The following is a 25,827-nucleotide window of genomic DNA, read 5'->3' on the forward strand; positions in this document are numbered from 1 at the left end:
AAGTTTGAATTTTTTATCAAACGAGGAATCAAGTAATCGCTGAACATCCGAGTTCTTATGAACGAAATCAAATGATTACGAATTTAGACCATTACCTAGAGGCGTTATTAGGTAAAACCTCGGGCTATTCGGGATGCAGGTCAACAAGTCATCTTTAATCACGGTGGAGACTTTATTTGACGCTTACTTTTAATTTATTTCAAATAATTCCCTTTATACAACAGAACATTTGTTCCTTTTCTGTGGATCATAGTTATGTTAAATTAGTATAATGTAGTAGACAAGCTACTATTAAATTGGAGGTTATTAGATGAAACCTATTTTAAAATATCGTGGTGGAAAAAAAGCAGAAATTCCTTTCTTTATTGACCATATACCCAATGATATTGAAACCTACTTTGAACCCTTTGTTGGGGGTGGTGCTGTATTCTTCCATTTAGAACATGAAAAATCAGTTATCAATGATATTAATTCTAAGCTTTATAAGTTCTATCTTCAATTAAAGCACAATTTTGATGAGGTAACTAAACAATTAAACGAACTACAGGAAATATATGAAAAAAACCAAAAGGAATATGAGGAAAAAAAAGCTCTTGCTCCTGCTGGTGTCAGAGTGGAAAATAAAAATGAAGAACTATATTATGAGCTAAGGAACGAATTTAACTATCCATCAGGAAAATGGCTAGACGCAGTAATTTATTATTTTATAAATAAAACTGCTTATAGTGGGATGATAAGGTATAACAGTAAAGGAGAATATAACGTTCCTTTTGGAAGATACAAAAACTTTAATACAAAAATCATTACTAAACAACACCATAACCTGCTTCAAAAAACAGAAATATATAATAAAGATTTTTCTGAAATTTTTAAGATGGCAAAACCAAATGACTTCATGTTTCTTGATCCTCCATATGATTGTATTTTTAGTGATTATGGAAATATGGAGTTTACAGGTGATTTCGACGAGAGGGAACATCGTAGGCTTGCTGAAGAGTTTAAAAACTTAAAGTGCCGTGCACTAATGATCATTAGTAAAACGGAATTAACTACCGAACTATATAAAGATTATATCGTTGATGAATATCATAAAAGCTATTCTGTAAACATTAGAAATAGATTTAAGAATGAAGCAAAGCATTATATAATCAAGAACTATGATTATGTACGAAAAAATAAAGAAGAAAAATATGAGCAACTTGAACTTATTCATTAGTTAAAGGAACAATGAACTGGCATTGTTCCTTTTTCAATTTCATTTTAAATTGTACTCAATGAAAGTTAGCCATTCTTCAGCTTGATCATATCCTAAGTCACTTCGTAATAATTTTATCAGTATTTCTTTTAGTTTATTAGGATTAAAGTGTTCTCCATCACCTTTCAGCTGTGTAACTAGCTTTTTAAACTGGTCTACTGTTAATGGAATTACAGGTTCTGATTCCTTGTTAAAACCTATATGTCTTGCAAAAGAAAGATCAATACTTTTTCCTAAGAAAAGAGTATATGCTTCTATTCCTTTTTTTTTATATTCTTGTAGGTGCCTGACGACTGAATCCCCTTCATAATCTAGTTGCTTTTCCCCTATCGTGAGGGAACATTCAATTAAAATTGAAAAATGCTCATATTCAACTAATATATCTTCAACACCTGGTATGGCATTACCAATTGGATGACCTGAATCATCAAGCTTAAAGTTTGGGACTAGATTCTTATAGGAACCTAGTTTTTTAAAAACTCTATATGTGTTCCACTCGAAGTAATTTGGAGGATTTATCGTTTTTTCAACTTCTTCATAAAAGTCCAGAATATCTTGCATTTTAAAACCTTACCTCCTTGTCAACAACCCAATTATTTAAAGTTTCTTCTAAACCAGCTTTAATTTGAGTATATTTTCTTTCACACTCTATAGTTGTTCGATATAATGAGACCATCAGATTCTTAATATCATAAGAAGATAACCTTCTTCCTTTTTCAATTAATTTCTTCTGTACCATTAGGAGCATGTTAAACTGTTTTAATGAGAGAGGGATAATTCTTGTGTTTTGAACAATATTGTATTTCATAAACTCCTCAAAAGTATTCTTATTGATTTCTGGCGCAATGAATAAACAATATAGTTCTTTCTCTACTCCTTGCTTTTCTAATTCTTTTTTCTTGTTTAAATAATGCCTTGTTACTGGTTCTGATTCCATCTTAAACTGGGTTGCTCCCTTAGAAGTTGTTACTTCACCAAGAACAATAAAGTCTTCATATATAATTTCCATATCAGGCTGGTTACCTGCGGCATGAGTAACTGGTTGTAACTCTTCATCAATAACGAAGTTGTTTTTATATTCTAAAGCATTTCCAAGAATAATGAAGCCATTCCACGTAAGCCATTCAAATACAGTATTTTTATTTGCAATGAAGCGAGCTTTAATTTTCTCTTCAATCACATTCTTTTTCTCATGATATACCTCAAGAAGGTCAATGACTTCTTCAAGTTGACGTGGGTCATTAAAATCTGCTTGTAACTTTTTCTTTTTGAGTTCTAGCTGTAATTCCTTAGCATGGTAAATAACATCTTTTAATGTTTCTACATCAACTTTTTTATTAAGAGAATTATAAATGTCTTCAAGGACTTGTATTTCAACTTTAACATTTGGAAAATGTTCTACTAATTGCTCAGCTAGTCTGGTATTTTCATCTCGTATTCTATGGGCTAGATCTAAAAGTTGTTCTTTTGTCTCAAATGAAAACTGTGGTAAACTCGGATTTCCATAATATTCATGAAATTCCTCTACTCTCGTATAGTTCTTTACAACTTTTGATGAACTGATAATTTCATCAATTAAATCAGATTTTTCTGGATTTAAGACGAGTTGATTCCCTCTTGCAACAAATAGACCTGTATATCGAAAATATCTTGTGGTTGCATCTGCCACATCTCGTGCATTTCTCATTTTAGTTTCAATTTTTGACTTATGTGAAGAGTCAGATTTCCCTTCACGAATTTTACCTACATTTCCATAAATCTTTTCGAATCTTTTAAAAAAGTAATTCTCAGTAAACTCAAGTTTCTTATTTTGTCCTTTTATTTTTTCACGTTCATTACGGAACTGCATTATTTCCTCTGCAATTTCATCCACCTGATTATTATTTGTTGCTGTTAAACAGAACATAGCAATATCTAATTTACTGAGGCCGCCTACCTTTTTTAGTAAGCTAAGAACAAATACAAGAGGATTTATACTCCATTCCTCCTCGGGATATTCCTTACCTTTGTGTTGAAACGATGGATATTGCCACTTTACTAACTGTTTTAAGAAAACATCTTTGGGTCTTCGGTTATTTGCAAGCATTTTCCCTGCTTCAGTTATACGAAGATAACCTTCTTCATCTACAAATACGAAACCATAAGTTTTCATTGGTGCCACTCTGTCTCGAGTAGAAAATGCAGCTTCTTTTTTATAAGTAGTACCTAAGAATTGTGGTAAAGCAGCAAGTTCTTTAGCAAATGCCTCTTGTGCTTTATACCCTTTTACCCCTTTCCAATAACTTCCCTCAAAATTTGCTAGTACTTTTAACTCAGGCTGAATTTTTTCTGGACTTCTAGGTGAACAAGAAACATACCAATTAACTTTTTTAGCCATCTAATCCCTCCTGTAAGACCCATAAATGTGATGTATACCTAGATTATACTGATTAACCAAAAAAAGTAAATGTCCTTTACTCAAAAACTTAAATATTTTTCGTTTTTGAGTAAAAGACATAATAAATATTTATACACTTTATTGTTAAGTTGAACCATTTAGAAATAACTTTTATGCTTATAGTTAGAGTAGAATTTAAAAGGGGAATTTAAAAATTGAAGAAAAAAATATATCAATAATAGGGGTTCCAATGGATTTAGGTCAAATGCGCAGAGGTGTTGATATGGGGTCAAGCGCAATTCGATATGCTGGTATAGTTGAGCGATTAGAGCGATTAAACTATTCAATAGAAGATTTAGGAGATATCGATATTGGAAGAGCAGAGCGTAGTAATATTAGAAATGTCGAAAATTTAAGAAATTTGAAAACGGTATCAGAGGCGAATGAAAAGCTTGCCGCTAAAGTAAATGAAGTAATCCAATCAGATTCTTTTCCATTAGTGTTAGGAGGAGATCATAGTATTGCTATTGGAACATTAGCAGGCGTAGCCAAGCATTATGAAAACCTGGGAGTTATTTGGTATGATGCACATGGGGATTTAAATACAGCCGAAACATCGCCCTCAGGAAATATACATGGTATGCCATTAGCAGTAAGTTTAGGAATAGGACACCCAAGTTTAACAAACATAATGGGCTACACTCCCAAAATTAAACCAGAGAATGTCATGATTATCGGTGCACGCTCATTAGATGAAGGAGAGCGTAAATTAATTAAAGAAAAAGGTATAAAAGTATATACAATGCATGAAATTGATCGGCTGGGCATGACAAAGGTTATGGAAGAAGCAATAACATACTTACAAAACCAAAGGACAGATGGAGTGCATTTATCATTAGATTTAGATGGCTTAGATCCACACGATGCTCCTAGAGTTGGTACACCTGTTATTGGTGGTATCAGTCATAGAGAGAGCCATTTAGCAATGGAAATGTTGGCTGAATCCGGAATTATTACATCAGCAGAGTTTGTTGAAGTAAATCCAATTTTAGATGAAAAAAATAAAACAGCAACTGTAGTTGTAGCCTTAATGGGGTCATTATTTGGTGAGAAATTAAAATAAAGATGAATTATACAATGAACTCAAAAATTTTAATTCCTTTAATTTATCCTAGTAAGGGGCTTATTAATGGATTGGTTATTATTTTCACTTTAGTGACTTTACTTGGTATTCTTCAGTTTTTCAGACTATTAAGGGAAAGAACATGCTAGGCATTTTATTTGCTTTTAGCACTGTAGCTGTTTTCGGTTGGTTTACAGTAATGAAAATTTATCCATCATGGATAACCAACAGCTCACTAATTAGAAGGGTTGTCCGAAAATGCTTCGGACAACCCTTTTCTATACATTTACGATTCAAGCCACAAATCTATATTTTTTTCAAAAAACCTCATTTACTTATGGTACGGTTCTCCCCTATTTATGCGAAAAGCACGGTAGATTTGTTCGAGCAAAATGAGGCGCATGAGCTGATGGGGGAAGGTCATTTTGGAAAAGGAGAGGGCTTCGTCCGCCCGTTTCATTACCTCTTTGCTCAGTCCGAGCGATCCGCCGATGATAAAGGCGATTTTGCTTTTTCCGTATGTGGCCAGTTTATCTATACTATGTGCGAACTCTTCCGAGGATTTCATCTTGCCTTCAATGGCAAGGGCGATGACGTATGCATCGGTCGGGATTTTGGCTAAAATTCGTTCGCCTTCTTTGTTTTTGATTAGTTCCATTTCCTGCGGGCTTATTTGTTCAGGAGCCTTTTCATCAGGAAGTTCAATGATGTCAACTTTTGCGTACGATGAAAGACGCTTTAAATATTCGTCGATTCCCTGCTTTAAATATTTTTCCTTCAGCTTCCCAATCGCTATAATTTGAATGTTCAACTTTCATATTTCCCCTTTTTTATTTTATCAACATGTTGATAACTATTTCCCACATAAAATAACAAATATTCCACAGATTTTATCCACAATTGTGGATGAATACCTCTATATTTCGTGTCCGAAAATCAGTTCCCAACTATATATACTGCGGTTTTTTCGCACAATTCACAGGTTGTGGATAAGCTGTGATTAAATTCAATTTTTTGAATATTTGGTGCTGTTTCATACTGGTCTACATACATGTCGATTGCTAAATCAATATGATCCTCGCAGCAATACATTTATAATCCTCCTACCCCATAATGAAAACAGGAAAGCTGATTCCGCCTTCCTGTTCTTTAAAAAGATTTTTGTTCAACGAGCTTCAGCTTCACTGTTTTCAACTCGCCGTTTCGATAGAATTTTACTTCCACTGTGCTTCCAACCTTTTGGCTGTATAGCTGCTTTCGAAGCTGGAGAACATTTTCGACCTTTTTCCCAGCAAGCTCTATAATTACGTCCTTCTCTCTCAAACCTGCGCGTTGAGCTGGCGACATCGGCTCAACACTCATCACAATCACGCCGTTTTTAACGTCCTTTGGCAAATTTAATGCCTCTTCCCAATAATAGCTTGGGATGTCTTCAAGAGACTGAAGACCGATTCCCATATATGGACGCTTCACTTCGCCGAATTTTTCAAGATCATTAATAATCGGAATTGCAATGTTAATTGGGATAGACAGTCCGATTCCTTCCACCGCGGATTCAGCAATTTTCATGGAATTAATTCCAATTACTTTCCCGTCTAAATTCACAAGTGCTCCGCCGCTGTTTCCGGGATTAATTGCGGCATCCGTCTGCAGCACTTCCGCCTGCCAATCCACTGTTCCGTTTTCATCAATATCAACAGGAATGGTCCGTTCTGTTCCGGAAATAATCCCTTGTGTAACAGACCCAGCAAATTGCAAGCCGAGCGGGTTTCCGATTGCCAACACCGGCTCACCCGGTTTGACTGTGTCCGAATTGCCGAATTCAGCAACCTTCTTAACATGCTTTGCATCCACAACCAATACTGCTAAATCCATCAGCTGATCACTGCCGACAAGTTCAGCGGGAATGCGTGTTTCGTCGTTTAATACAACTTCCAATTGATGCGCTCCGGCTACAACATGGTGATTTGTTACAATATAGGCTTTATCGCCTTCCTTTTTGTAGATGACCCCTGATCCTGTTCCTGCTTCTCCCTCTTGTGTTTGATCCCAGAAGCTTACTTGCTGAATATTGACGACTCCGACAACCGCATCACTCACTTTATTAACTGCTTCTGTAACTGCTGAATTCACATTTACATTTACTGTTTTGACTGGCCCTTGGACATTTCCTGTTTCCCCTTCCTCATTTTGCTCTGGACTGATGTTCAGATCATATGGAAGAATATTGAATTGTGCTAATGCTGGAAGGGAGAAAATAACTAATAACGCGCCTAACACGGCTCCGATTAACCCAGCCAATAATGATCCGCCCCGGTTTCCCCTTTGTTTTCTGTTATTATACCGTTCAAAATCATCATCATAATATCCCATCGCCTCATCATTCCTTTCCGATGACGAATGATTTTATCTACATTATTATAGTATAACGCGAGCTGGCAGGAAAAATATATGACAACATTAACATACCCAACGATGGGGAAATTCAAACATTTAAACAGCTACGAGAGGCGTCGGTTTCTTTGGATCTGTATCATATAATTCAAATTGTTCTCCGACAATGAATCCTTTTTTCTCTAATACTTGCTGGACAGACATTCGTGCGAGCTCTTTCATATTATTTTCTTTACTTAAATGCGCCAAATAAATTCGTTTCGTCTTGTCGCCAATGACATCAGCCATAGCTAGTGCAGCATCTTCATTTGAAACATGTCCAACATCAGATAAAATTCTTCGTTTTACATTCCAAGGATACCGGCACATTCGCAGCATTTCTACGTCATGGTTGCTTTCAAAAATAAAAACATCTGCACCGCGTATGATCCCTTTCATTCTGTCGCTTACATATCCAGTATCAGTAATTAACGCTAGTTTTTTTCCATTGTGGTGAAACACAAAAAACATTGGTTCTGCTGCATCATGGGAAACGCCAAATGATTCAACCTCTAAACTTCCAAACGATTTCGTTTCGCCGATTTCAAAAGTAAACTTTTGTTCTAAATGAATTTCGCCGATTTCTCTCTCCATTGCTTTCCACGTTTTTTCATTCGCGAAAATCGGAATTTCGTATTTTCTCGCTAAAATTCCAAGTCCCTTGATGTGATCGCTATGCTCATGGGTGACTAATATACCGCTTAAATTTTTTATGTCCCGTTGAATTTCTTGAAACAAATTTTCCATTTGTTTACCACTTAATCCTGCATCGATTAACAGGGAATGTTCATCTGTTTCTACATAAATGGCATTCCCTGTGCTGCCGCTCGCGAGAACACTGAAATTAAGGCTCATTTCCTTCACTCACTCCAAATTATTATTCTCTTTCTCCGGTTTAATGACCTGACCTTCCAATGCATTCACATAATAATCTTCTGTTTTATTGACAACTACATGCCATGTCGGAGCCAAAATTTGCTGTTCCGACAGCGGGTATTGTGTGTAATATCCGTATTCTACATCGGTTACTTTACTGTTAGATTTCAAATCATTTTTTTCATAAAGAGCTTCCAATGCTTTAATCGCAGGCAATATTTCCTGCTTCTCCAATTCTTTTATATCTTCTAGCAATGTTTGCTGATAAGACACAATTTCATTTTTATCATTTAAATAAAAGACAATCATACCGATTCCATCACTTACATCTTGAAAAATAATTTTTCCTTTGTATTCCTGCAGACAAATAATTTCCCTTGTTTCTTTGCTGTAGCGCCAAAACTTGTATTGACTGCCCGCAATGATTTGTGTCGTTAAAATTTGCTTGATCTTATTTTCGATATTTTCTCCTACAATTGGAATCGGTTTGTCAAAACTCATCCGAAGCTTTGTTACCGAACGAGTCAACTCCTCATCAGGCAGCATCGGCTTTTGATTTTTCAGTTGTTCGATTTCTTCTGCCTTAAATATTTTGCTTTCTGCCGTTATATAAGAACCTTCTATTACTTCTTTTGGAAGCTTCCCAAATTGTATATTTTCCGCTGCAAATTGCTCTTCAATCGTCGTTTTCGTGATCATATCATATTTGGAGCTTTTGATTTTTTCAACATACTGAAAAGCTAAATAAATATCAAGGATCAGGAAGGCAATAATAAACACAGTTTTCGTTTTACTCCAATCCAATACCTTCCCCTCCTTTACCCGCTTTTTTCACATTCAGCCTTTGATATTTATCGTTTTCGAGTTCAATGCACCATATCGGCTCCAAATTTACGATATTTTGCCGTGACGACTGTTGTATGTCATAAGCGGGAAAAATACGTTTTATTTTGTCGGCTTCAATGCTTGGATTATCTTTAATAGCTTCAATTATATCTGCTGCTTTAGGTAAAGTCGTTTTATCTTCCCGGATAAAATCATCCAAATAAAATAACGGACGCTGATATAAGGCAATATCATTCTTTCCCCAGCTTTGCATGATCGTCGTGATCGAATAATGCGAATCGCTGAACGAAAATACTGGCAAATTTCGAACCGTTAGACGAAAATAAATTTTCTGTTCTTGATCCGTTTTTTCGAAGCGATAATCATTTAATCCTGACAGCCAACCGCCATGTTTGTTCAAAAAATCAATGCTCTGCAAGATCAATTTTCCTTTTTCCGTCGTTAAAGACTGGTCAATTGTCGGATTAACGTAAACAACCCTTTCTTTATCTTCGTTGATGACAAGCTGACGGGAGCTGTCTGTATACACAAATTCGGAAGCATTGACATCCCGTTTTACATAACTTGGATCATTAAACAATGCATTTTTAATCTGCTCACCGCTCATTGATTTTGTAAAATATTGAAGGCGATGAATCGGAAACGGCTTTTCAGGCAAAAATAATCCGTTCCAAAACACGTAGCTTTCAAAGTTTTCTTTTTCTTTATACACTTCCGTCCACAAATTGCTTAAAACGGTTTTCACCTGTGCTTCTACAACATATTTATGCTCGTAGTCGACTAAATAAAGTTTTCGGTTCGCTTTCTCGTTTGTCAGAGGAATGTAAATCCGATCAAATTCTATATTGAAATCTTCTTCATCCGTCCAGTCGGTTATTGATAAGAGGGCTGACATCGGAATCGAGTCGTTAAAAATAACTTCAAAGTTAGGGGTTGAATTATGTATTTCCCTGTTTATCCATTGATTAAAACCATATTGCTTTTCAATCTCTCCAGAAATATTTTTGAATTCCTCTAGCTCCCACTGACGAATATCCTTCCAAAGTCTTTCGATGACGATTTCGTCATAAGTTGCGTAATGTTTTATTTTTTCATGAATCATAATATGATCCGGCTGCACGACTTCATAAGGCTTTTTTGTTACATTGCTTAACGGGTTGTTTTCAATATAGTTGGAGTTTGAAATTTCCCCGTAGTTTGGCTGATATGTCCAAATATTCCAGGTGAAGAATAAACTTGTCAGCACTAAAAATGTTAAAATAATGGATTTTATCGTTTCCCGGTTCATAGCCAATCATCCTCTTGGTTCTGTTCATATGGCAATGTGAAAAATACAGTCGTGCCTTTTCCTTCTTCACTTTCCACCCAAATTTCTCCTCCGTGTGCTTCCACCATCTCTTTTGCAATTGCAAGACCAAGACCGGTTCCGCCCATTTTGCGTGATCTAGCCTTATCAACACGATAAAAACGTTCAAAAATTTTTTTCACACTTTCTTTTGGAATTCCAATGCCTTCATCTTTTACACTGACTTCAATATGGTCAACTTGTTCTTTTACTTGAAAAGAGATTTTTCCGCCTTCAGGAGAATATTTCAAAGCATTGGAAATAATATTATCGAGCACTTGCGTAATTTTATCGGGTTCAATTTCTACATAAAGGCTTTTTTTCGGAATGTTTCGTACAAATGTGACATGCTGCTGCTTAGACATTTCAAAACGATCAATAATTTTGTGGAAAAAGTCTGTGAAATTCACCATGTCTTTATTTAATTGATAATCTTTACTATCTAGTTTTGATAGCTGGAGCAAGTCATTAACCAGCCTAATCATCCGCTCCGTTTCGTTTTGCGTCACTTGTAAAAATTTTGGTGCGATCGTTTCGTCTTTCCAAGCCCCTTCCGCCAATGCTTCCAAATAACTGCGCATTGTAGTAAGCGGCGTCCGCAGCTCATGAGAAACGTTTGCGACAAATTCACGCCGCTCTTGGTTGATTCGTTCCTGCTCTGTTACATCGTAAACTACTGCAATCAATCCGTTAATATGATCTTCATCAATTTGTATCGTAGAAAAGCTGATTCGTAATATATACGGTTTTTCCTCTGTGCTGAAATCTAACAGCATCGGTTCTTGCTGGTTCACTAAATCTTCAAAAGTACATTCATCCGTTAAATCTAAAAGCTCCACAATTGATTTTCCTAAGGCTGTTTCACGTGAAACATTCAACATTTCATGGGCCGGATTGTTCATGACAATTACTTTTCCATGCCGATCTGTAGCTATGACACCTTCTGTCATATGAGTAATAATAGACGCCAGCTTTCTGCGCTCTTCTTCAGTTGTTTCCTGTGCTTCCTCCAATTTTTCCGTGAGATGATTGAACGTTAATGCAAGCTGTCCAATTTCATCTTCTCCATACACTTTTACTTTTCTGGAAAAATTCCCTTTTGCCAGCTCCAACGCTTGCCTTCTCATATCTGACAACGGACGGGTTATAGTGCGGGCAAGAAAAATTCCTAGCGCCGCGGTAATAAGAAGGGACATCCCTGTGCCTGTTGCAAAAATTTTGTTAATCGTCCGCAATTGTGAAAAAACTTCCTCCATTGAGGCAACGACATAAACAACGCCAATTGTTTCTCGTTTATAATCTGTGACGATCGGAGTCGCTGATACGTACATTCGATGCTTCGTTTGCGGATCAAGCAAAATATTGCTTTCAGGCGAACCGACGATTAAAGTCCGTTTAATCATATTTTCAGTTGTTCTTTTCCCGATCACATCTTTGTTGTAATCAGATGTCCCGATGACACGCGCATCTTGGTCCACTACGCGAACTTCATGAATTTCCTCCCGTTTAAAATCTTGCAAAATAGCAGATATCTCATCTTCCATATTCAATGATTCGTCCACTTCTTCATTCGTCATCGCTTGCTCAATCTGGTAAGCCAGCAAATCAATCCGCTGCGAAAGGGAAGATTTAAAATTTTCTATAAGAGAAGATTCCAATTCCTTAACGAAGTAAATACCGATGATTTGCATAGCCAAAATAATCAGAAGCACATAGATCAGCACAATTTTAAAATGTATCGAACGGAAAAAACTCACTCGACTGCTATACATGTTCACTGCTCCTGTTCAGGATTGCGCAAATAATAACCTACCCCTCTTCTTGTCACAATCCATATTGGATGGCTTGGGTTGTCTTCAATTTTTTCCCTAAGTCTTCTAACCGTGACATCTACAGTTCTGACGTCTCCGAAATAGTCATATCCCCAAACGGTTTGCAGCAAATGCTCTCGGGTCATGACCTGTCCAATGTGCTTCGCTAAATAGTGAAGCAATTCAAACTCACGATGAGTAAGCTCGATCGTTTCTCCCCGTTTTGAAACGACATATGCATCAGGATGAATAACGAGAGAGCCGATTTGAATTTCCGACTGTTCAGAAGCCGCTTCCCTTGCAGCATTTGTTTGCTGTCTTCGTAAATTTGCCTTTACCCTTGCCAAGAGCTCTCTTGTGCTGAATGGTTTTGTCACATAATCATCAGCACCAAGCTCCAGACCAAGCACTTTATCGATTTCTGAATCTTTCGCAGTCAACATAATAATCGGCATTTCATATTTTTTTCGAACTTCCCGGCACACTTCCATTCCATCCTTGCTGGGAAGCATAATATCTAACAATATCAAGTCAGGTTTAATTTCTTCCACCATTTCAATCGCGCTTGTTCCATCATAAGCACAGTATACATCAAAACCTTCTTTTTTAAGATTAAACTCTAATATATCTGCAATTGGTTTTTCATCATCAACAACTAATATTTTTTTATTTTCCATCATTTTCTCCCCTTTTGATCTATTAACTTTACTTTACCACGATTACATTCATCTCATCATCAACTTTCAATACAAATGGAAAAAACAAGCAGAAAACCCCTAGCTATTGCTAGAGGTCTTAAATTCAATAGGTTTTGGAACTTAGAGTAAACCCCTGTAAATTCCTATCAAACCTATTATATCAATTTTTATCTTATTGTAACAGCTTGAGATGAGAAATCAAATTTCTATTTACAACCACAAATGTTACCAATTTTGGTTTAACTTACTTATAGCCAAAAATAGCACGGATAAACCGTGCGTATGAAGTGGCTCGGGACGGAATCGAACCGCCGACACAAGGATTTTCAGTCCTTTGCTCTACCGACTGAGCTACCGAGCCGTATAAAGTTTTCAAGAATGCGAACTCTTTTTCCCTCTCTCAAGCCTTTCATATATGTGGATTCTCGAATGTGAGGCAGCTTGTATAATATTTCTCGATTGTAATGGTGAGCCATGGAGGATTCGAACCTCCGACCCTCTGATTAAAAGTCAGATGCTCTACCTACTGAGCTAATGGCTCATAAAAAATTTTTTCCTTCTAATCCATTTTAAAATTTGTCAGATGTCCCTTCCTCTTCTAGCTTTTTCGAGGATGTTGGATGCGTCGGGACAACTCGTCGCTTATTCGATGAAGCCTTGCTCGTTGCTCTACCGACTGAGCTAATGGCTCATAAAATTTTTTTTCTTCTAATCCATTTTTCATTTGTCAGATGTCCCTTCCTCTTCCGGCTTTTTCGAGGATGATGGATGCGTCGGGACAACTCGTCGCCTATTCGATGAAGCCTTGCTCGTTGCTCTACCGACTGAGCTAATGGCTCATAAAATTTTTTTTTCTTCTAATCCATTTTAAAATTTGTCAGATGTCCCTTCCTCTTCCGGCTTTTTCGAGGATGATGGATGCGTCGGGACAACTCGTCGCCTATTCGATGAAGCCTTGCTCGTTGCTCTACCGACTGAGCTAATGGCTCATAAAAAAATTTTTTTCTATCTAACCCATTTTAAAATTTGTCAGATGTCCCTTCCTCTTCCTGATTTTTCGAGGATGTTAGATGCATTGTGCGAACAGTTCGGAGCCAATACGCTCATTTTTCTCAAGACGTGTATAATAATATCATTTCTAGAGGGACAAAACAACGATTTTTTTTAATTTCACAAAAAAAAGAGGGAACAGCCGATCCCTCCAAGTTTATTATATTGGACTGTATACACTGCGGACAACATTTGTTTGTGAACGATCTGGACCAACTGAAAAGATGGAAAGTGGGATACCTGTTAACTGGGAAATCCGTTCAACATAATGGCGTGCATTGTCAGGAAGATCGTCCAAGCTTTTTGCCCCCGTAATGTCTTCCTTCCAACCCGGCAATTCCTCATAGACAGGTTCGCACTGTGCAAGTACTTTTAAACTTGCTGGAAATTCTTCTAAAATTTCACCTTTGTATTTGTAGGCGATGCATATTTTTAATGTTTCGATTCCTGTCAATACATCGATGGAATTTAAAGATAAATCAGTTATTCCGCTTACCCGGCGCGCATGGCGAACAACAACGCTGTCAAACCAGCCCACTCGACGTGGACGTCCTGTTGTTGTGCCATATTCCCGTCCAACTTCACGAATTTGATCGCCAATTTCATCGTGGAGCTCTGTCGGAAACGGACCGTCTCCTACACGAGTTGTATAAGCTTTTGATACGCCGACAACATGTTTAATTTTCGTAGGACCTACACCTGCTCCAATTGTCACACCGCCTGCTACTGGATTGGAAGATGTAACAAAAGGATATGTACCTTGATCGATATCAAGCATAACGCCTTGAGCTCCTTCAAATAAAACACGGCGTCCTTCATCAAGCGCGTCGTTCAGCACAACAGATGTGTCGCATACATATTGTTTGATTTGTTGGCCGTACTCGTAGTATTCATTTAAAATCTCTTCCAGTTTAAATCCTTCAACTTCGTATACTTTTTCAAACAGGCGATTTTTTTCTTCTAAATTTCTTCTCAATTTTTCTTCAAAGACTTCACGATCCAATAAATCGGCGATGCGGATGCCAATACGGGCTGCTTTATCCATATAGGCTGGACCTATTCCTTTTTTCGTCGTCCCGATCTTGTTGGCTCCTTTTCGTTCTTCTTCCACTTCATCCAATTTTAAATGATAAGGCAAAATGACGTGAGCGCGGTTGGAAATTCGCAGATTATTTGTTTGAATTCCCCGTTTATGCAAACCGTTCAACTCTTCTACCAGCGCTTTAGGATCGACAACCATTCCGTTTCCGATGACACAAATTTTATCTTGATAAAAAATACCGGATGGGATTAAATGCAGTTTATATGTTTCACCGTTAAATTTGATTGTATGGCCAGCATTGTTTCCACCTTGGTAACGGGCGATCACTTCCGCATTTTGAGAAAGGAAATCGGTTATCTTCCCTTTTCCTTCATCCCCCCATTGTGTACCAACAACAACAACTGATGACATGTGTGCACCTCCGTGTTCACCAAAAATCCAATACAAAGAAACAAGTTTATTCTACCAATTGTAGCAAGTAGAGTCAATAAAATCCGAACGTTCACTTTATTATTAAATATTTTGTTCGTGTTATATAAGATGCTTACAAAAAACAACTGCCTCATCAAGAGACAGCAGGAGGAATATGATCGTCTTCATATCTTCTTTCAAGATTTACAAATTTATTATATTCTTTTACAAATGCAAGCTGAACAGTTCCTACAGGGCCGTTCCGCTGCTTGGCTATAATGATTTCAATAATATTTTTGTTTTCTGATTCCGTATTGTAGTAATCATCTCTGTATAAAAAGGCGACGATATCTGCATCCTGCTCAATACTACCGGACTCCCGAATATCTGACATCATCGGGCGTTTATCTTGACGCTGCTCGACGCTTCGTGATAGCTGGGATAATGCGATGACCGGCACTTCCAATTCACGTGCCAAAGCCTTAAGAGATCTTGATATTTCCGAAACTTCCTGCTGGCGGTTTTCCCGATTCCGCCCGCTTCCTTGAATTAATTGCAAATAATCTATGATAATTAAACCAAGGCCCTTTTCCTGTTTTAACCGTCTGCATTTGGCGCGAATATCACTCACTCTTATGCCAGGTGTATCATCAATATAAATGCCGGCATTTGATAAACTCCCCATTGCCATCGTCAACTTTCCCCAATCATCCGGGGTTAAATTTCCCGTTCGCAAATTTTGGGCATCTATGTTTCCTTCTGCGCAAAGCATACGCATGACAAGCTGTTCCGCACCCATTTCCAAGCTAAAAATCGCTACATTTTCGTCCGTTTTCGTCGCAACATTTTGAGCGATATTTAAGGCAAATGCAGTTTTACCGACAGACGGGCGGGCCGCTACGATAATTAAATCATTTCGCTGAAAACCGGCCGTCATACGATCCAATTCGGAAAAGCCTGTAGGAATTCCTGTAATTTCCCCTTTGCGATTGTGGAGCATTTCAATTTTATCGTATGTTCGAACAAGAATATCTTTAATGTTTTGAAACAATCCAGCTTTTCTCCGCTGCGCCACTTCCATGATGCTTTTTTCGGCTTCTGTTAAAAGTGTTTCCACATCGTCTTCCCGATTATAGCCTTCTTGAGCTATAGCCGTTGCTGTTCGTATAAGTCTTCTCAATATCGATTTTTCTTCAACAATTTTCGCATAATATTCGATATTTGCTGCTGTAGGAACGGATCCCGCTAAATCGCTTAAATAAGAAACCCCGCCAACCTCTTCCAAAATTTTCGCATCCGCCAAGTCTTTTGTCACAGTTACTAAATCGACGGGCTCTCCTTTTTCCGAAAGCCTCAACATCGATTGAAAAATCTTTTGATGGCTGGATCGATAAAAATCTTCAGGAACTAATATTTCGGAAGCTAACATAAGCGCTTCAGGTTCTAAAAAAATTGCCCCAAGCACTGCCTGCTCTGCTTCTATATTTTGTGGTGGAATTCGATCACTGACCAGAAGATCATTCAAGATGATCACCGCCTTACCGTGGACACATAAATTTTTTCTCCAAAAAGTATAAAGAGAAATGTGGCATTACTTCAAGATCAACTTCTTTCCATAATACCACATTGCTCCTTGCCATTATTCTTCTGTAACATGTACCTTTAACGTCGCCGTCACTTCCGAATGAAGCTTAATCGGAACATTTGTATAGCCTAAAGAACGAATCGCATCTGGAAGATCAATCTTCCGTTTATCGATTTGAATATTATGTGCTTTTTTTAATTGATCAGCAATTTGTTTGCTTGTTACGGAACCAAATAATCTTCCGCCCTCACCGGCTTTCGCTTTTAATTCAACCGTGATTTTTTCAAGCTGTTCTTTTAATTTTTTTGCCTGCGCTAATTCTTCCGCTGCCTCTTTTTCTTCTTTTTTCTTTTGCGCTTCCAGCTGTTTTAAATTGGCACTTGTCGCTTCAACAGCCAAACCTTTTTTAAAAAGATAATTTTGGGCATAGCCGTCAGCTACATTTTTTACTTCACCTTTTTTCCCTTTCCCCTTTACATCTTGTAAAAAAATCACTTTCATTCTTCATTTCTCCCTTCTAAATATTGTTGAACAGCTTCTTTTAATCGTTTTTCTGCTTCATTTATCGTAACATGCTCCAGTTGGGTCGCGGCATTTGTTAAATGCCCTCCACCTCCAAGTGCTTCCATTATTAATTGAACATTAAAATCGCCCAATGATCTAGCACTAATACCGACTGTATGTTCATCACGCTTCGCAATGACAAACGACGCCAATACGCCGTTCATTGATAAAAGAGTGTCAGCTGCCTGAGCAATGATCACTTGATCGTAATATTCATCTTCTCGATCTGCTTTTGCTATTGCAACCCCATTATTCATAATCTCTGTGTTTTGAATGAACTTGGCACGTTGAACAAATTGTTGAATATCCTCTTTCAACAATTTTTGGACAAGGATTGTATCCGCTCCTTTTGATCGCAAATAAGACGCCGCATCGAATGTTCTAGAGCCTGTTCGAAGCGTGAAGCATTTTGTATCTACCGTAATACCTGCCAACAATGCAGTTGCCTCTATTGTACTCATTTTAAATTCTGCAGGCTGATATACTAAAATTTCCGTAACAAGTTCAGATGTAGATGATGCATAAGGTTCTATATAAACAAGCAGTGGATCTTGAATAAATTCTTCTCCCCTGCGATGATGGTCAATGACTACTACATGGTCAATTTCGCTCAGCAATTTTTGTTCAGCCACCATTGAAGGTTTATTCGTATCTAGAATCACGAGAAGAGAATGATCTGTTGCAATATTCAGGGCTTCATCCGGAGTGATGAATCTGGACCATAACTCAGCGTCCTTCTTTACTTCCTCCACAAGCTTTTGAAGTCCTTGGCCGAATTCTTCATGATTTACAACAATAAAACCTTCTTTATGATTGATTTGCGCCACCTTCAATATTCCAATTGCTGAACCAATTGAATCCATGTCAGGATTTTTATGACCCATAATAAATACTTTATCACTTTCACGAATGATTTCTTTTAATGCATGAGAAATCACTCGAGCTCTAACGCGTGTGCGTTTTTCGATCGGATTTGTTTGTCCGCCGTAAAATTTAACCTTGCCATTTCCCCGTTTAATAGCAACTTGGTCTCCTCCGCGGCCTAAAGCAAGATCTAGACTCGACTGCGCCAGATGCCCCAATTCAGACAGATCTTTAATGCCGGCTCCAATCCCGATGCTTAAGGTGAGAGAAACATTTTGAATAACCGCTTTTTCTCTGACTTCATCTAAAATAGAAAATTTCGTTTTTTCAAGCTCAGCCAAAATTTTTTCATTAAAAACCGCAATAAAACGTTCAGAGGAAACTCTTTTTAAAAAAATACCGTTATCGACTGCCCATTTATTTAATATGGATGTCACAAGACTGTTTAAATTGCTCCGCTTTTGATCGTCGAGCCCTTGTGCGATTTCATCATAATTATCTAAAAATATATAAGCTAAAACAATCCGTTCGCTTTCATACTGCTTTTTTAGTTCCGTGTGGTCCGTTTCATCAAAAAAATAAAGAAGCCTTTCTTCTTTTTTGACAATGACGCGAAATTTACGGTTTTGAAGAGTCACGATATCGGAATCTATCCCTTTTTGAAATAACACTTTTAATGTTTCAGAAATTTCGTCAAGAGGACGACCGACCAGCTTGTCGTTCTTAAAATATGAAGCTAAAAATGGATTGACCCATTCCACGGCAAATTGATCGTTGATAAGCATAATGCCAATCGGCATCTTCATAAAAACTTCATCGCCAGCTTTTTTCAAACGAAACGTTAAATCAGAAATAGAATGTTCCAATTCTAATTTCAATCGTTTAACAGCATAAAAGAAAAAAAACAACAGACAACCTGCAACGATTGCGCTAATACAGCCAATCACCCAATTATAAAATAACAGAAAACCGATCATTGCCGCTATTACGCCGATGAGTGCGTATAACGGGTAAAAGAATAAAGGTTTTTCAAAAAAACTCGGCATTTTATTCAGCTCCTTGCAAACAGAACGAACCAAGGCCTAACGTATTTTTTCGCGGAGATTAAACCCTAAATCAATGATTCCCAATATTCGTACTGGATAAAGAAGAATTGGCAAAATAAATGTTCCAATTACAATTAATACCGGCACTGCTTTCGAAAGTTTTTTCACATGACAAAAATAAAAAATAAAGGAAAACCCTTGAATTAAAAGCACAGCCTGTAAAACAAACACAATATTGTAAAGCGCGATATTTAAGAAAGATTCTTTAGGCAAATTGATAAGCATAAGGAGAGTGGCGATTAAATAATACCAAATAATACTTTTTGGAAATTTCCAGTCGCGGAAAGGGGTGATTGTTCCAACATTCAATTTTAATCTTTTTATAATTCCAATGTTCAATATATGTATAATCACGGCTAACATAAATGACACGATGACAAACATGCTCGGAAGCAAGTTCATTAATAAATCAAACTGCTCGTTCATTTGCTCCATCATTGTTTTTTTCATTTCTTCATCCATTGAAGGGAATGCGGCTAATGTTTCCCTTACTGAAGACTTGGTTTGTTGTATAACATCACTAAAAAGATCAACGCCCAAAAAAACAATTGATAACGCATAATCAAGAACGAAATTGATGAGCAATGAAATGGTGCCGCCTATTAACGCAAACAGCTGCCGTTTTTGACGATAAAAGTATGCCATTATGATACCTGTCACACTGAACATGAGCCCAATCGGCAGCGAAACGATGGAGCCGATCAAAAATGTCATCACGATTGATGCTAATAATAAAACAAAAGACTGCTTGATTCCGTGGCGGATACCGAAAATAATAAACGGCGTCGAAAGGAAAAATATTGATATCACGCTTAATATCGGAACATATAAAGTAATTAATAGAAAAACGGTATAAATAGCAACGAATATAGCACCTTCTGTTAAAACATTCGTACGTTTCACAGACTCACCTCAATCAAGACTCATACCATTATTTTAATCTAGACTTTTTAAACAATCAAATCATGGTTTCATTTAACGGACAAGAAAAAAGCAACAAGGGATTCACCTTGCTGCCTTTGAAATTTCTTATTTATCATCTGCAACATAAGGAAGCAATGCCATTTGACGGGCCCGTTTAATGGCAACTGTTAATTTCCGTTGATATTTTGCACTCGTTCCTGTTACACGGCGAGGCAAAATTTTTCCGCGTTCAGAAATGAATTTTTTAAGCAAATCAACATCTTTGTAATCAATGTGCGTAATGCCGTTTGCTGTGAAATAACACACTTTCCGGCGTTTACCGCGGCCTCTGCGTCCAGCCATTACAACTCCTCCCTTCTTTGCATTTATTCTAGACGTACAATCGGTTAAAATGGTAAATCATCATCTGAAATATCAATTGGTTGTCCATCATTAGCAAATGGATCGTCGTCAAAGTTTTGGTGGTTCTGATTATTCCGGTTTGGATCAAATGGTGCACTGCCATATGGATTTGCATTTCCTTGATTTCCTGCAAAAAATCCCGTATTATTCCCGGCTGCAGCACTCTTCGGTTCTAAAAATTGAACGCTGTCCGCCACAACCTCTGTTACGAATACTCGTCTTCCCGTTTGATCTTCATAGCTGCGTGTTTGAAGACGGCCATCAACACCTGCAAGGCTGCCTTTCTTTAAATAATTGGCTACGTTTTCCGCAGGACGACGCCAAACGACACAGTTGATAAAATCTGCTTCGCGTTCCCCTTGTTGATTTGTAAAATTCCGATTAACTGCCAATGTAAAGGTTGCAACGGCTACACCGCTGGGCGTATATCGTAATTCGGGATCTCTTGTAAGCCGACCGACCAAAACGACACGATTCATCATTTCAGAACCACTCCTAAAATGTCTTTTAAGATGATATTACCATTTTAACGCGTTTATTGGAACAAATTACTCTTCTTCTTTAACAATGATATGACGTAAAATATCTTCATTGATTCTTGCCAAACGGTTAAATTCTTCAACCGCTTGAGGTGAAGCTTGAACGTTTAAAATCATGTAAATACCATCTCGGAAATCTTTAATTTCATAAGCGAGACGGCGTTTTCCCCATTCCTTCACCTCTGTAATCTCCGCGCCATTGTTTACAAGAATGCCGTTAAAACGCTCAACTAGCTCTTTTTTAGCATCCTCTTCAATGTTTGGACGGATAATATACATAATTTCGTATTTTCTCATTCTCTTACACCTCCTTTTGGTCTTGACGGCCCAATTCGGGCAAGGAGTAATTATCATTACTCACAAACCAAAATTATAGCAAATTTTTATTGATCCCGCAAGATTAGACATTGAATCGAAAATGAATAATATCTCCGTCTTGAACCTCGTAATCTTTTCCTTCCAATCGAACCTTTCCAGCTTCTCTTGCAGCAGCCATCGAACCTGCCTCAATTAAGTCTGTATAGGAAACTGTTTCGGCCCGAATAAATCCCCGTTCAAAATCAGAATGAATGATGCCTGCGCACTCAGGTGCTTTCATTCCTTTTCGGAACGTCCATGCCCGAACCTCTTGTTCCCCAGCAGTAAAATATGTGGCGAGCCCCAGCAAGCTGTAAGATGCTTTAATTAATTGATCTAAACCAGATTCTTGAATTCCAAGCTCCTGCAAAAACATTTCTTTTTCTTCCGAATCAAGCTCGACCATTTCAGATTCAATTTTTGCACATACGACAATTACTTCTGCATTTTCCGCAGCAACATATTTGCGCACTTTTTCCACATATTCATTACTTCCAGAGGATATATCTTCCTCACTAACATTTGCTACATAAAGTACAGGTTTAATGGTGAGCAAATGAAGCTGTTTTACATATTTCATCTGTTCTTCCGTGAATGAAACAGAACGGGCGGGCTTTTCATTTTCAAACGCTTCTTTTAACTTCATTAAAATTTCATATTCAAACATAGCTTGCTTGTCTTTTTGTTTTGCTATTTTGGCAACGCGATCGATCCGTTTATCAACTGTTTCCAAATCAGCCAAAATTAACTCAATGTTAATTGTTTCAATATCTGCAATCGGATCCACTTTTCCGTCAACATGCGTAATATTTTCATCATCAAAACAGCGAACAACATGGCAAATTGCATCCACTTGGCGAATGTGAGACAAAAATTTATTGCCAAGGCCTTCTCCTTTGCTTGCCCCTTTGACAATTCCTGCGATATCAGTAAATTCAAATGTTGTCGGAACCGTTCTTTTCGGCTTAAATAATTCTGAAAGCTTTTGCAGGCGATAATCAGGCACTTCAACAATTCCTACGTTCGGATCAATGGTGCAAAACGGATAGTTCGCACTCTCGGCCCCCGCTTGTGTGATCGCATTAAATAGCGTTGATTTTCCAACATTCGGAAGACCAACAATACCAGCAGTTAATCCCATGAATTTTCCACTCCTCTTTTTGTACGGACACTATCTCATCACTAATCTTCACCCATTATAGATAGGAACAAGAAAAATGACAAGCTTTCATCCTCCAAATCGATCAGCTCTATAAAAAAAAGACTGCCGATTTAAGGCAGCAGTCTTTCATTGCTTCTCACTATGTTTTTCAATGACTTTTTTCATCTTTCTTACAAATTCTTTTCTCGGCATGAGAACACTATGGCTGCAACCTTCACATTTAATACGGATATCCATTCCCATTCGGATCACTTTCCAGCGATTTTCTCCGCAAGGATGAGGTTTCTTCATTTCAACAATATCATAAAGGTCAAATTCCTTGTTAACCATCTAAGCCGTCATCATCCCTTCCTTAAATATTCCATTTATAGCAAACATACAGTATATCTTTTTAGTTAAAGCGAAAAGCCATCTATACTTAGATGGCGCCATGATAGATTTATTTTAACAAGTTTTGTATTTGATTTGTACCTTTCATCAAGCCAATTCCGTTTGAAGGTATAAACACTATTCATTTTTAGGTATAGAAAATTTAAATATTCCGTATACTGGTAATACTATTTCAGGGGGTGAATGGCCGATGAATGTAAAAACAAATTTTTTCCCTTATAAAAAAGAAAAAGAAAGAATCTTTTATCATCATACAGATGCTGTTACTAAATTATCACTAAAAATTGGAAGTCTTATACCAAAAGAACATCAAGATTCCATCGTCGTTTTATGCATTGGAACAGATCGTTCAACAGGAGATGCGTTAGGTCCGATAGTCGGAACGAAGCTAATGGAACAAAATTTAACTCATGTTCATATATTTGGGACTTTGAAATCTCCGGTTCATGCTGTCAATTTAGGAGAAACGATTGAGACAATAAACAATCAGTTCGAACATCCCTTCATCATTGCTGTGGATGCTTGTTTAGGTCTCTATCAAAACATTGGTTCTTTTCAAGTAGCGGAAGGTCCCTTAAAGCCAGGTGCAGCTGTCAATAAATCGCTTCCGGCGGTCGGAGACATGCACATCACTGGAATCGTTAATGTCAGCGGCTTTATGGAGTTTTTTGTTTTGCAAAATACGAGGCTCCATCTTGTTATGAGCATGGCTGACGTCATCTCAGCAAGTTTGATCAATACCTTCAATTCTATAAGGGAATCTGAACAATCAAACGTATCGCTATTTCGAAGAGGGTTTGAATTTTAGCTGTTCTTCAACATCAAGATGATACTTTTACATCCAACAGTTCTAAAATACGCACCAAATCTTCTTTCGAAAAAAACTCAATCTCTATTTTACCTTTCTTCTTTTGCTGCTTAATGGAAACGGATGTTCCAAATTTTTCTCGTAAAAACGATTCTTGTTCACGTATAAAAGCATCTTTTTTCTCTATCTTTTTCTTTGTTTCACGTGAAACACTTTCATTCATCTGCTGCACTAACTGTTCTACTTGCCGGACATTTAAATTTTCTTTTAAAATTTTATTCACTAAATATTCAAGTTTCTCTTTTTTCTTTATGCCAAGCAATGTTCTCCCATGACCCATTGATAGCTTGCCTTCAGATATCAATGTTTGGACGAACGGTGGAAGGCTTAGGAGCCGCAAATGATTGGCAATATGCGGACGGCTTTTGCCAAGACGTTTTGCCAATTCTTCTTGTGTAATGTTCAAATGCTCCAAAAGCGATTGGTACGCTTTCGCCTCTTCGATCGGGGTTAAATCTTCCCTTTGCAAATTTTCTAATAGAGCGATTTCCATCATTTGCTCATCTGTCAACTCTTTCACAACTGCCGGAACTGTCTTAAGCTTCGCTTCTTTTGCTGCTCGATAACGGCGTTCACCGACTACAATTTCATAGCCTTTTATGCTCTTTCGGACTATCAGCGGCTGTAAAATTCCGTGCTGCAAAATGGATTGCTTAAGCTCTTCAATCGAACCAGGGTCAAATGTTTTTCGCGGTTGATAAGGATTTGGACGTAAATCCCCTATTTTAATATCTTGCACCACTTCTTCCTTATTCAGTTCTAAATTGGCAAAAAGTGCATTAATTCCTTTCCCTAATCCTCTAGCCATTTGCCACCACTTCCTTTGCTAATTCTAAATAAACCTCTGCTCCTTTGGATCTTGAATCATAAAGGATAATAGGCTGTCCATGGCTCGGTGCTTCACTAAGCCGCACATTTCGTGGAATAATGGTTTGATACACTTTGTCTTGAAAGTATTTTTTTACCTCATCAATTACTTGAATGCCTAAATTAGTCCGCGCATCAAGCATTGTCAGCAATACACCTTCAATCATCAAATCCGAATTCAAATGTTTTTGAACCAACCGAATAGTATTTAACAGCTGGCTTAATCCTTCCAAAGCATAGTACTCGCATTGAACTGGAATAATGACCGAATCCGAAGCCGTTAGCGCATTGAGTGTTAAAAGTCCGAGCGAAGGCGGGCAATCTATTAATATGTAATCATATTGCTGCTTCACTGGTTCAAGCGCTCTTTTTAATCGGACTTCACGGGAAATCGTCGGAACTAATTCAATTTCAGCACCTGCAAGTTGAATAGTTGCTGGAATCACATCAAGATTTTCAATCTGTGTTGTTTTAATGACTTTTTTTACATCTGCATCCTCTACTAAAAGATCATACACACAAAGGTCGACATCCGCTTTTTCAATACCAACCCCACTTGTCGCATTACCTTGAGGGTCTATATCGACTAATAGAACCCGCTTTCCTGTGTATGCTAAGCAAGCTCCGAGGTTAACGGAAGTTGTTGTTTTTCCAACGCCGCCTTTTTGGTTCGCTATGGAAATGATCTTACACACGGTGTCACCTGCTTTCTCCTACTTCAAATGTTCTATTGTATTTTATTTTATCACGAAAATGCTTAATTGTAGGTGATATCTTTGGGGATGTTTCACAAACTTTTTTCTTTTGTAGGTGGAAATGCTAGGAATTCATCCTTTTTTCGAAAAAAATAAAATATTGTCGTATTTCCCGGAAAATAATTTGTTGCTGTCGAACATTCTGTCCAAGTCTTTTTGCTAAGTTTTTTTATAATA

At 37.5% G+C, this 25,827-nt stretch carries 25 protein-coding genes and 2 tRNA genes; 3 read left to right on the forward strand and 24 right to left on the reverse strand.

Annotated elements, in window-relative coordinates:
• The first annotated feature begins 310 nt into the window (after positions 1-310).
• Positions 311-1,216, forward strand: coding sequence for a DNA adenine methylase (locus tag NST97_RS12720; protein ID WP_339198141.1), 906 nt, complete (start codon positions 311-313; stop codon positions 1,214-1,216).
• A 39-nt stretch (positions 1,217-1,255) separates the two neighbouring features.
• Here NST97_RS12720 and NST97_RS12725 read toward each other — a convergent pair whose 3' ends face one another.
• Positions 1,256-1,816 carry an AlwI family type II restriction endonuclease gene (locus NST97_RS12725; RefSeq protein ID WP_144598408.1) on the reverse strand — a complete coding sequence of 187 codons (561 nt, stop codon included), beginning with the start codon at positions 1,814-1,816 and terminating at the stop codon, positions 1,256-1,258.
• Between the two features lies 1 nt (position 1,817).
• Entirely contained in the window at positions 1,818-3,632 is a 1,815-nt protein-coding gene (locus tag NST97_RS12730) for an AlwI family type II restriction endonuclease (RefSeq protein WP_339198145.1), read from the reverse strand.
• A gap of 214 nt (positions 3,633-3,846) precedes the next feature.
• Here NST97_RS12730 and rocF point away from each other — a divergent pair, with 214 nt between their 5' ends.
• Complete coding sequence (rocF, locus tag NST97_RS12735) at positions 3,847-4,755, forward strand: arginase (protein ID WP_341343560.1); 909 nt, start codon at positions 3,847-3,849, stop codon at positions 4,753-4,755.
• Positions 4,756-5,086: 331 nt separating this feature from the next.
• Here rocF and rlmH read toward each other — a convergent pair whose 3' ends face one another.
• From rlmH to NST97_RS12835, 20 genes are all read right to left on the reverse strand, one after another.
• The gene (gene rlmH, locus NST97_RS12740; RefSeq protein ID WP_341343329.1) at positions 5,087-5,566 is read right to left on the reverse strand and encodes a 23S rRNA (pseudouridine(1915)-N(3))-methyltransferase RlmH; all 480 of its coding nucleotides are present in this window, start codon (positions 5,564-5,566) and stop codon (positions 5,087-5,089) included.
• 125 nt (positions 5,567-5,691) lie between these two features.
• Complete coding sequence (locus NST97_RS12745; RefSeq protein WP_144598404.1) at positions 5,692-5,847, reverse strand: CxxH/CxxC protein; 156 nt, start codon at positions 5,845-5,847, stop codon at positions 5,692-5,694.
• Positions 5,848-5,904: 57 nt separating this feature from the next.
• Positions 5,905-7,128, reverse strand: a complete 1,224-nt coding sequence (locus NST97_RS12750; RefSeq protein ID WP_144598403.1) for a S1C family serine protease — start codon at positions 7,126-7,128, stop codon at positions 5,905-5,907.
• Between the two features lie 120 nt (positions 7,129-7,248).
• Positions 7,249-8,043: an MBL fold metallo-hydrolase gene (locus NST97_RS12755; protein WP_063387771.1), complete on the reverse strand. Its 795-nt coding sequence runs from the start codon at positions 8,041-8,043 to the stop codon at positions 7,249-7,251.
• A gap of 9 nt (positions 8,044-8,052) precedes the next feature.
• Complete coding sequence (locus NST97_RS12760; protein ID WP_341343330.1) at positions 8,053-8,868, reverse strand: two-component system regulatory protein YycI; 816 nt, start codon at positions 8,866-8,868, stop codon at positions 8,053-8,055.
• Positions 8,855-10,198, reverse strand: coding sequence for a YycH family regulatory protein (locus NST97_RS12765; protein WP_066251767.1), 1,344 nt, complete (start codon positions 10,196-10,198; stop codon positions 8,855-8,857). The genes NST97_RS12760 and NST97_RS12765 overlap by 14 nt, the downstream gene beginning before the upstream one ends.
• The gene (gene walK / locus NST97_RS12770; RefSeq protein WP_066251764.1) at positions 10,195-12,027 is read right to left on the reverse strand and encodes a cell wall metabolism sensor histidine kinase WalK; all 1,833 of its coding nucleotides are present in this window, start codon (positions 12,025-12,027) and stop codon (positions 10,195-10,197) included. The genes NST97_RS12765 and walK overlap by 4 nt, the downstream gene beginning before the upstream one ends.
• Before the next feature lie 2 nt (positions 12,028-12,029).
• Positions 12,030-12,743 (reverse strand): response regulator YycF, encoded by a 714-nt coding sequence (yycF, locus tag NST97_RS12775; RefSeq protein ID WP_063387767.1) that lies wholly within the window; start codon positions 12,741-12,743, stop codon positions 12,030-12,032.
• A 309-nt stretch (positions 12,744-13,052) separates the two neighbouring features.
• Positions 13,053-13,125: transfer RNA gene (locus tag NST97_RS12780), tRNA-Phe, on the reverse strand.
• Between the two features lie 104 nt (positions 13,126-13,229).
• Positions 13,230-13,305, reverse strand: a tRNA-Lys gene (locus NST97_RS12785).
• A gap of 669 nt (positions 13,306-13,974) precedes the next feature.
• The gene (locus tag NST97_RS12790) at positions 13,975-15,267 is read right to left on the reverse strand and encodes an adenylosuccinate synthase (RefSeq protein ID WP_063387766.1); all 1,293 of its coding nucleotides are present in this window, start codon (positions 15,265-15,267) and stop codon (positions 13,975-13,977) included.
• 154 nt (positions 15,268-15,421) lie between these two features.
• The gene (dnaB, locus tag NST97_RS12795; protein ID WP_063387765.1) at positions 15,422-16,792 is read right to left on the reverse strand and encodes a replicative DNA helicase; all 1,371 of its coding nucleotides are present in this window, start codon (positions 16,790-16,792) and stop codon (positions 15,422-15,424) included.
• A 114-nt stretch (positions 16,793-16,906) separates the two neighbouring features.
• The gene (gene rplI, locus NST97_RS12800; RefSeq protein WP_063387764.1) at positions 16,907-17,353 is read right to left on the reverse strand and encodes a 50S ribosomal protein L9; all 447 of its coding nucleotides are present in this window, start codon (positions 17,351-17,353) and stop codon (positions 16,907-16,909) included.
• Positions 17,350-19,326 (reverse strand): DHH family phosphoesterase, encoded by a 1,977-nt coding sequence (locus tag NST97_RS12805; protein WP_063387763.1) that lies wholly within the window; start codon positions 19,324-19,326, stop codon positions 17,350-17,352. Before NST97_RS12805 ends, rplI begins: the two co-directional genes overlap by 4 nt.
• A gap of 36 nt (positions 19,327-19,362) precedes the next feature.
• On the reverse strand, positions 19,363-20,289 hold the full coding sequence (locus NST97_RS12810) for a YybS family protein (protein ID WP_341343331.1): 927 nt from the start codon (positions 20,287-20,289) through the stop codon (positions 19,363-19,365).
• Positions 20,290-20,415: 126 nt separating this feature from the next.
• Positions 20,416-20,652: a 30S ribosomal protein S18 gene (gene rpsR, locus NST97_RS12815; RefSeq protein ID WP_044748995.1), complete on the reverse strand. Its 237-nt coding sequence runs from the start codon at positions 20,650-20,652 to the stop codon at positions 20,416-20,418.
• Between the two features lie 44 nt (positions 20,653-20,696).
• Complete coding sequence (ssb, locus tag NST97_RS12820) at positions 20,697-21,194, reverse strand: single-stranded DNA-binding protein (protein ID WP_094244812.1); 498 nt, start codon at positions 21,192-21,194, stop codon at positions 20,697-20,699.
• Between the two features lie 66 nt (positions 21,195-21,260).
• Positions 21,261-21,548: a 30S ribosomal protein S6 gene (gene rpsF / locus NST97_RS12825; RefSeq protein ID WP_063387760.1), complete on the reverse strand. Its 288-nt coding sequence runs from the start codon at positions 21,546-21,548 to the stop codon at positions 21,261-21,263.
• Positions 21,549-21,651: 103 nt separating this feature from the next.
• The gene (ychF, locus tag NST97_RS12830) at positions 21,652-22,749 is read right to left on the reverse strand and encodes a redox-regulated ATPase YchF (protein ID WP_063387759.1); all 1,098 of its coding nucleotides are present in this window, start codon (positions 22,747-22,749) and stop codon (positions 21,652-21,654) included.
• A gap of 147 nt (positions 22,750-22,896) precedes the next feature.
• Positions 22,897-23,100, reverse strand: a complete 204-nt coding sequence (locus NST97_RS12835) for a DUF951 domain-containing protein (protein WP_341343332.1) — start codon at positions 23,098-23,100, stop codon at positions 22,897-22,899.
• A gap of 250 nt (positions 23,101-23,350) precedes the next feature.
• On the opposite strand from NST97_RS12835, the gene yyaC reads away from it, so the two are divergent.
• Complete coding sequence (gene yyaC, locus NST97_RS12840) at positions 23,351-23,968, forward strand: spore protease YyaC (protein ID WP_063387757.1); 618 nt, start codon at positions 23,351-23,353, stop codon at positions 23,966-23,968.
• Between the two features lie 13 nt (positions 23,969-23,981).
• Here yyaC and NST97_RS12845 read toward each other — a convergent pair whose 3' ends face one another.
• Both NST97_RS12845 and NST97_RS12850 read right to left on the reverse strand, forming a co-directional pair.
• On the reverse strand, positions 23,982-24,836 hold the full coding sequence (locus tag NST97_RS12845; protein ID WP_063387756.1) for a ParB/RepB/Spo0J family partition protein: 855 nt from the start codon (positions 24,834-24,836) through the stop codon (positions 23,982-23,984).
• The gene (locus NST97_RS12850) at positions 24,829-25,590 is read right to left on the reverse strand and encodes a ParA family protein (protein ID WP_063387755.1); all 762 of its coding nucleotides are present in this window, start codon (positions 25,588-25,590) and stop codon (positions 24,829-24,831) included. Before NST97_RS12850 ends, NST97_RS12845 begins: the two co-directional genes overlap by 8 nt.
• Positions 25,591-25,827 lie beyond the last annotated feature (237 nt).

Origin of the sequence: Aeribacillus sp. FSL K6-1305 (assembly GCF_038050115.1) — a bacterium.
GTDB classification, from domain to species: domain Bacteria; phylum Bacillota; class Bacilli; order Bacillales; family Aeribacillaceae; genus Aeribacillus; species Aeribacillus composti.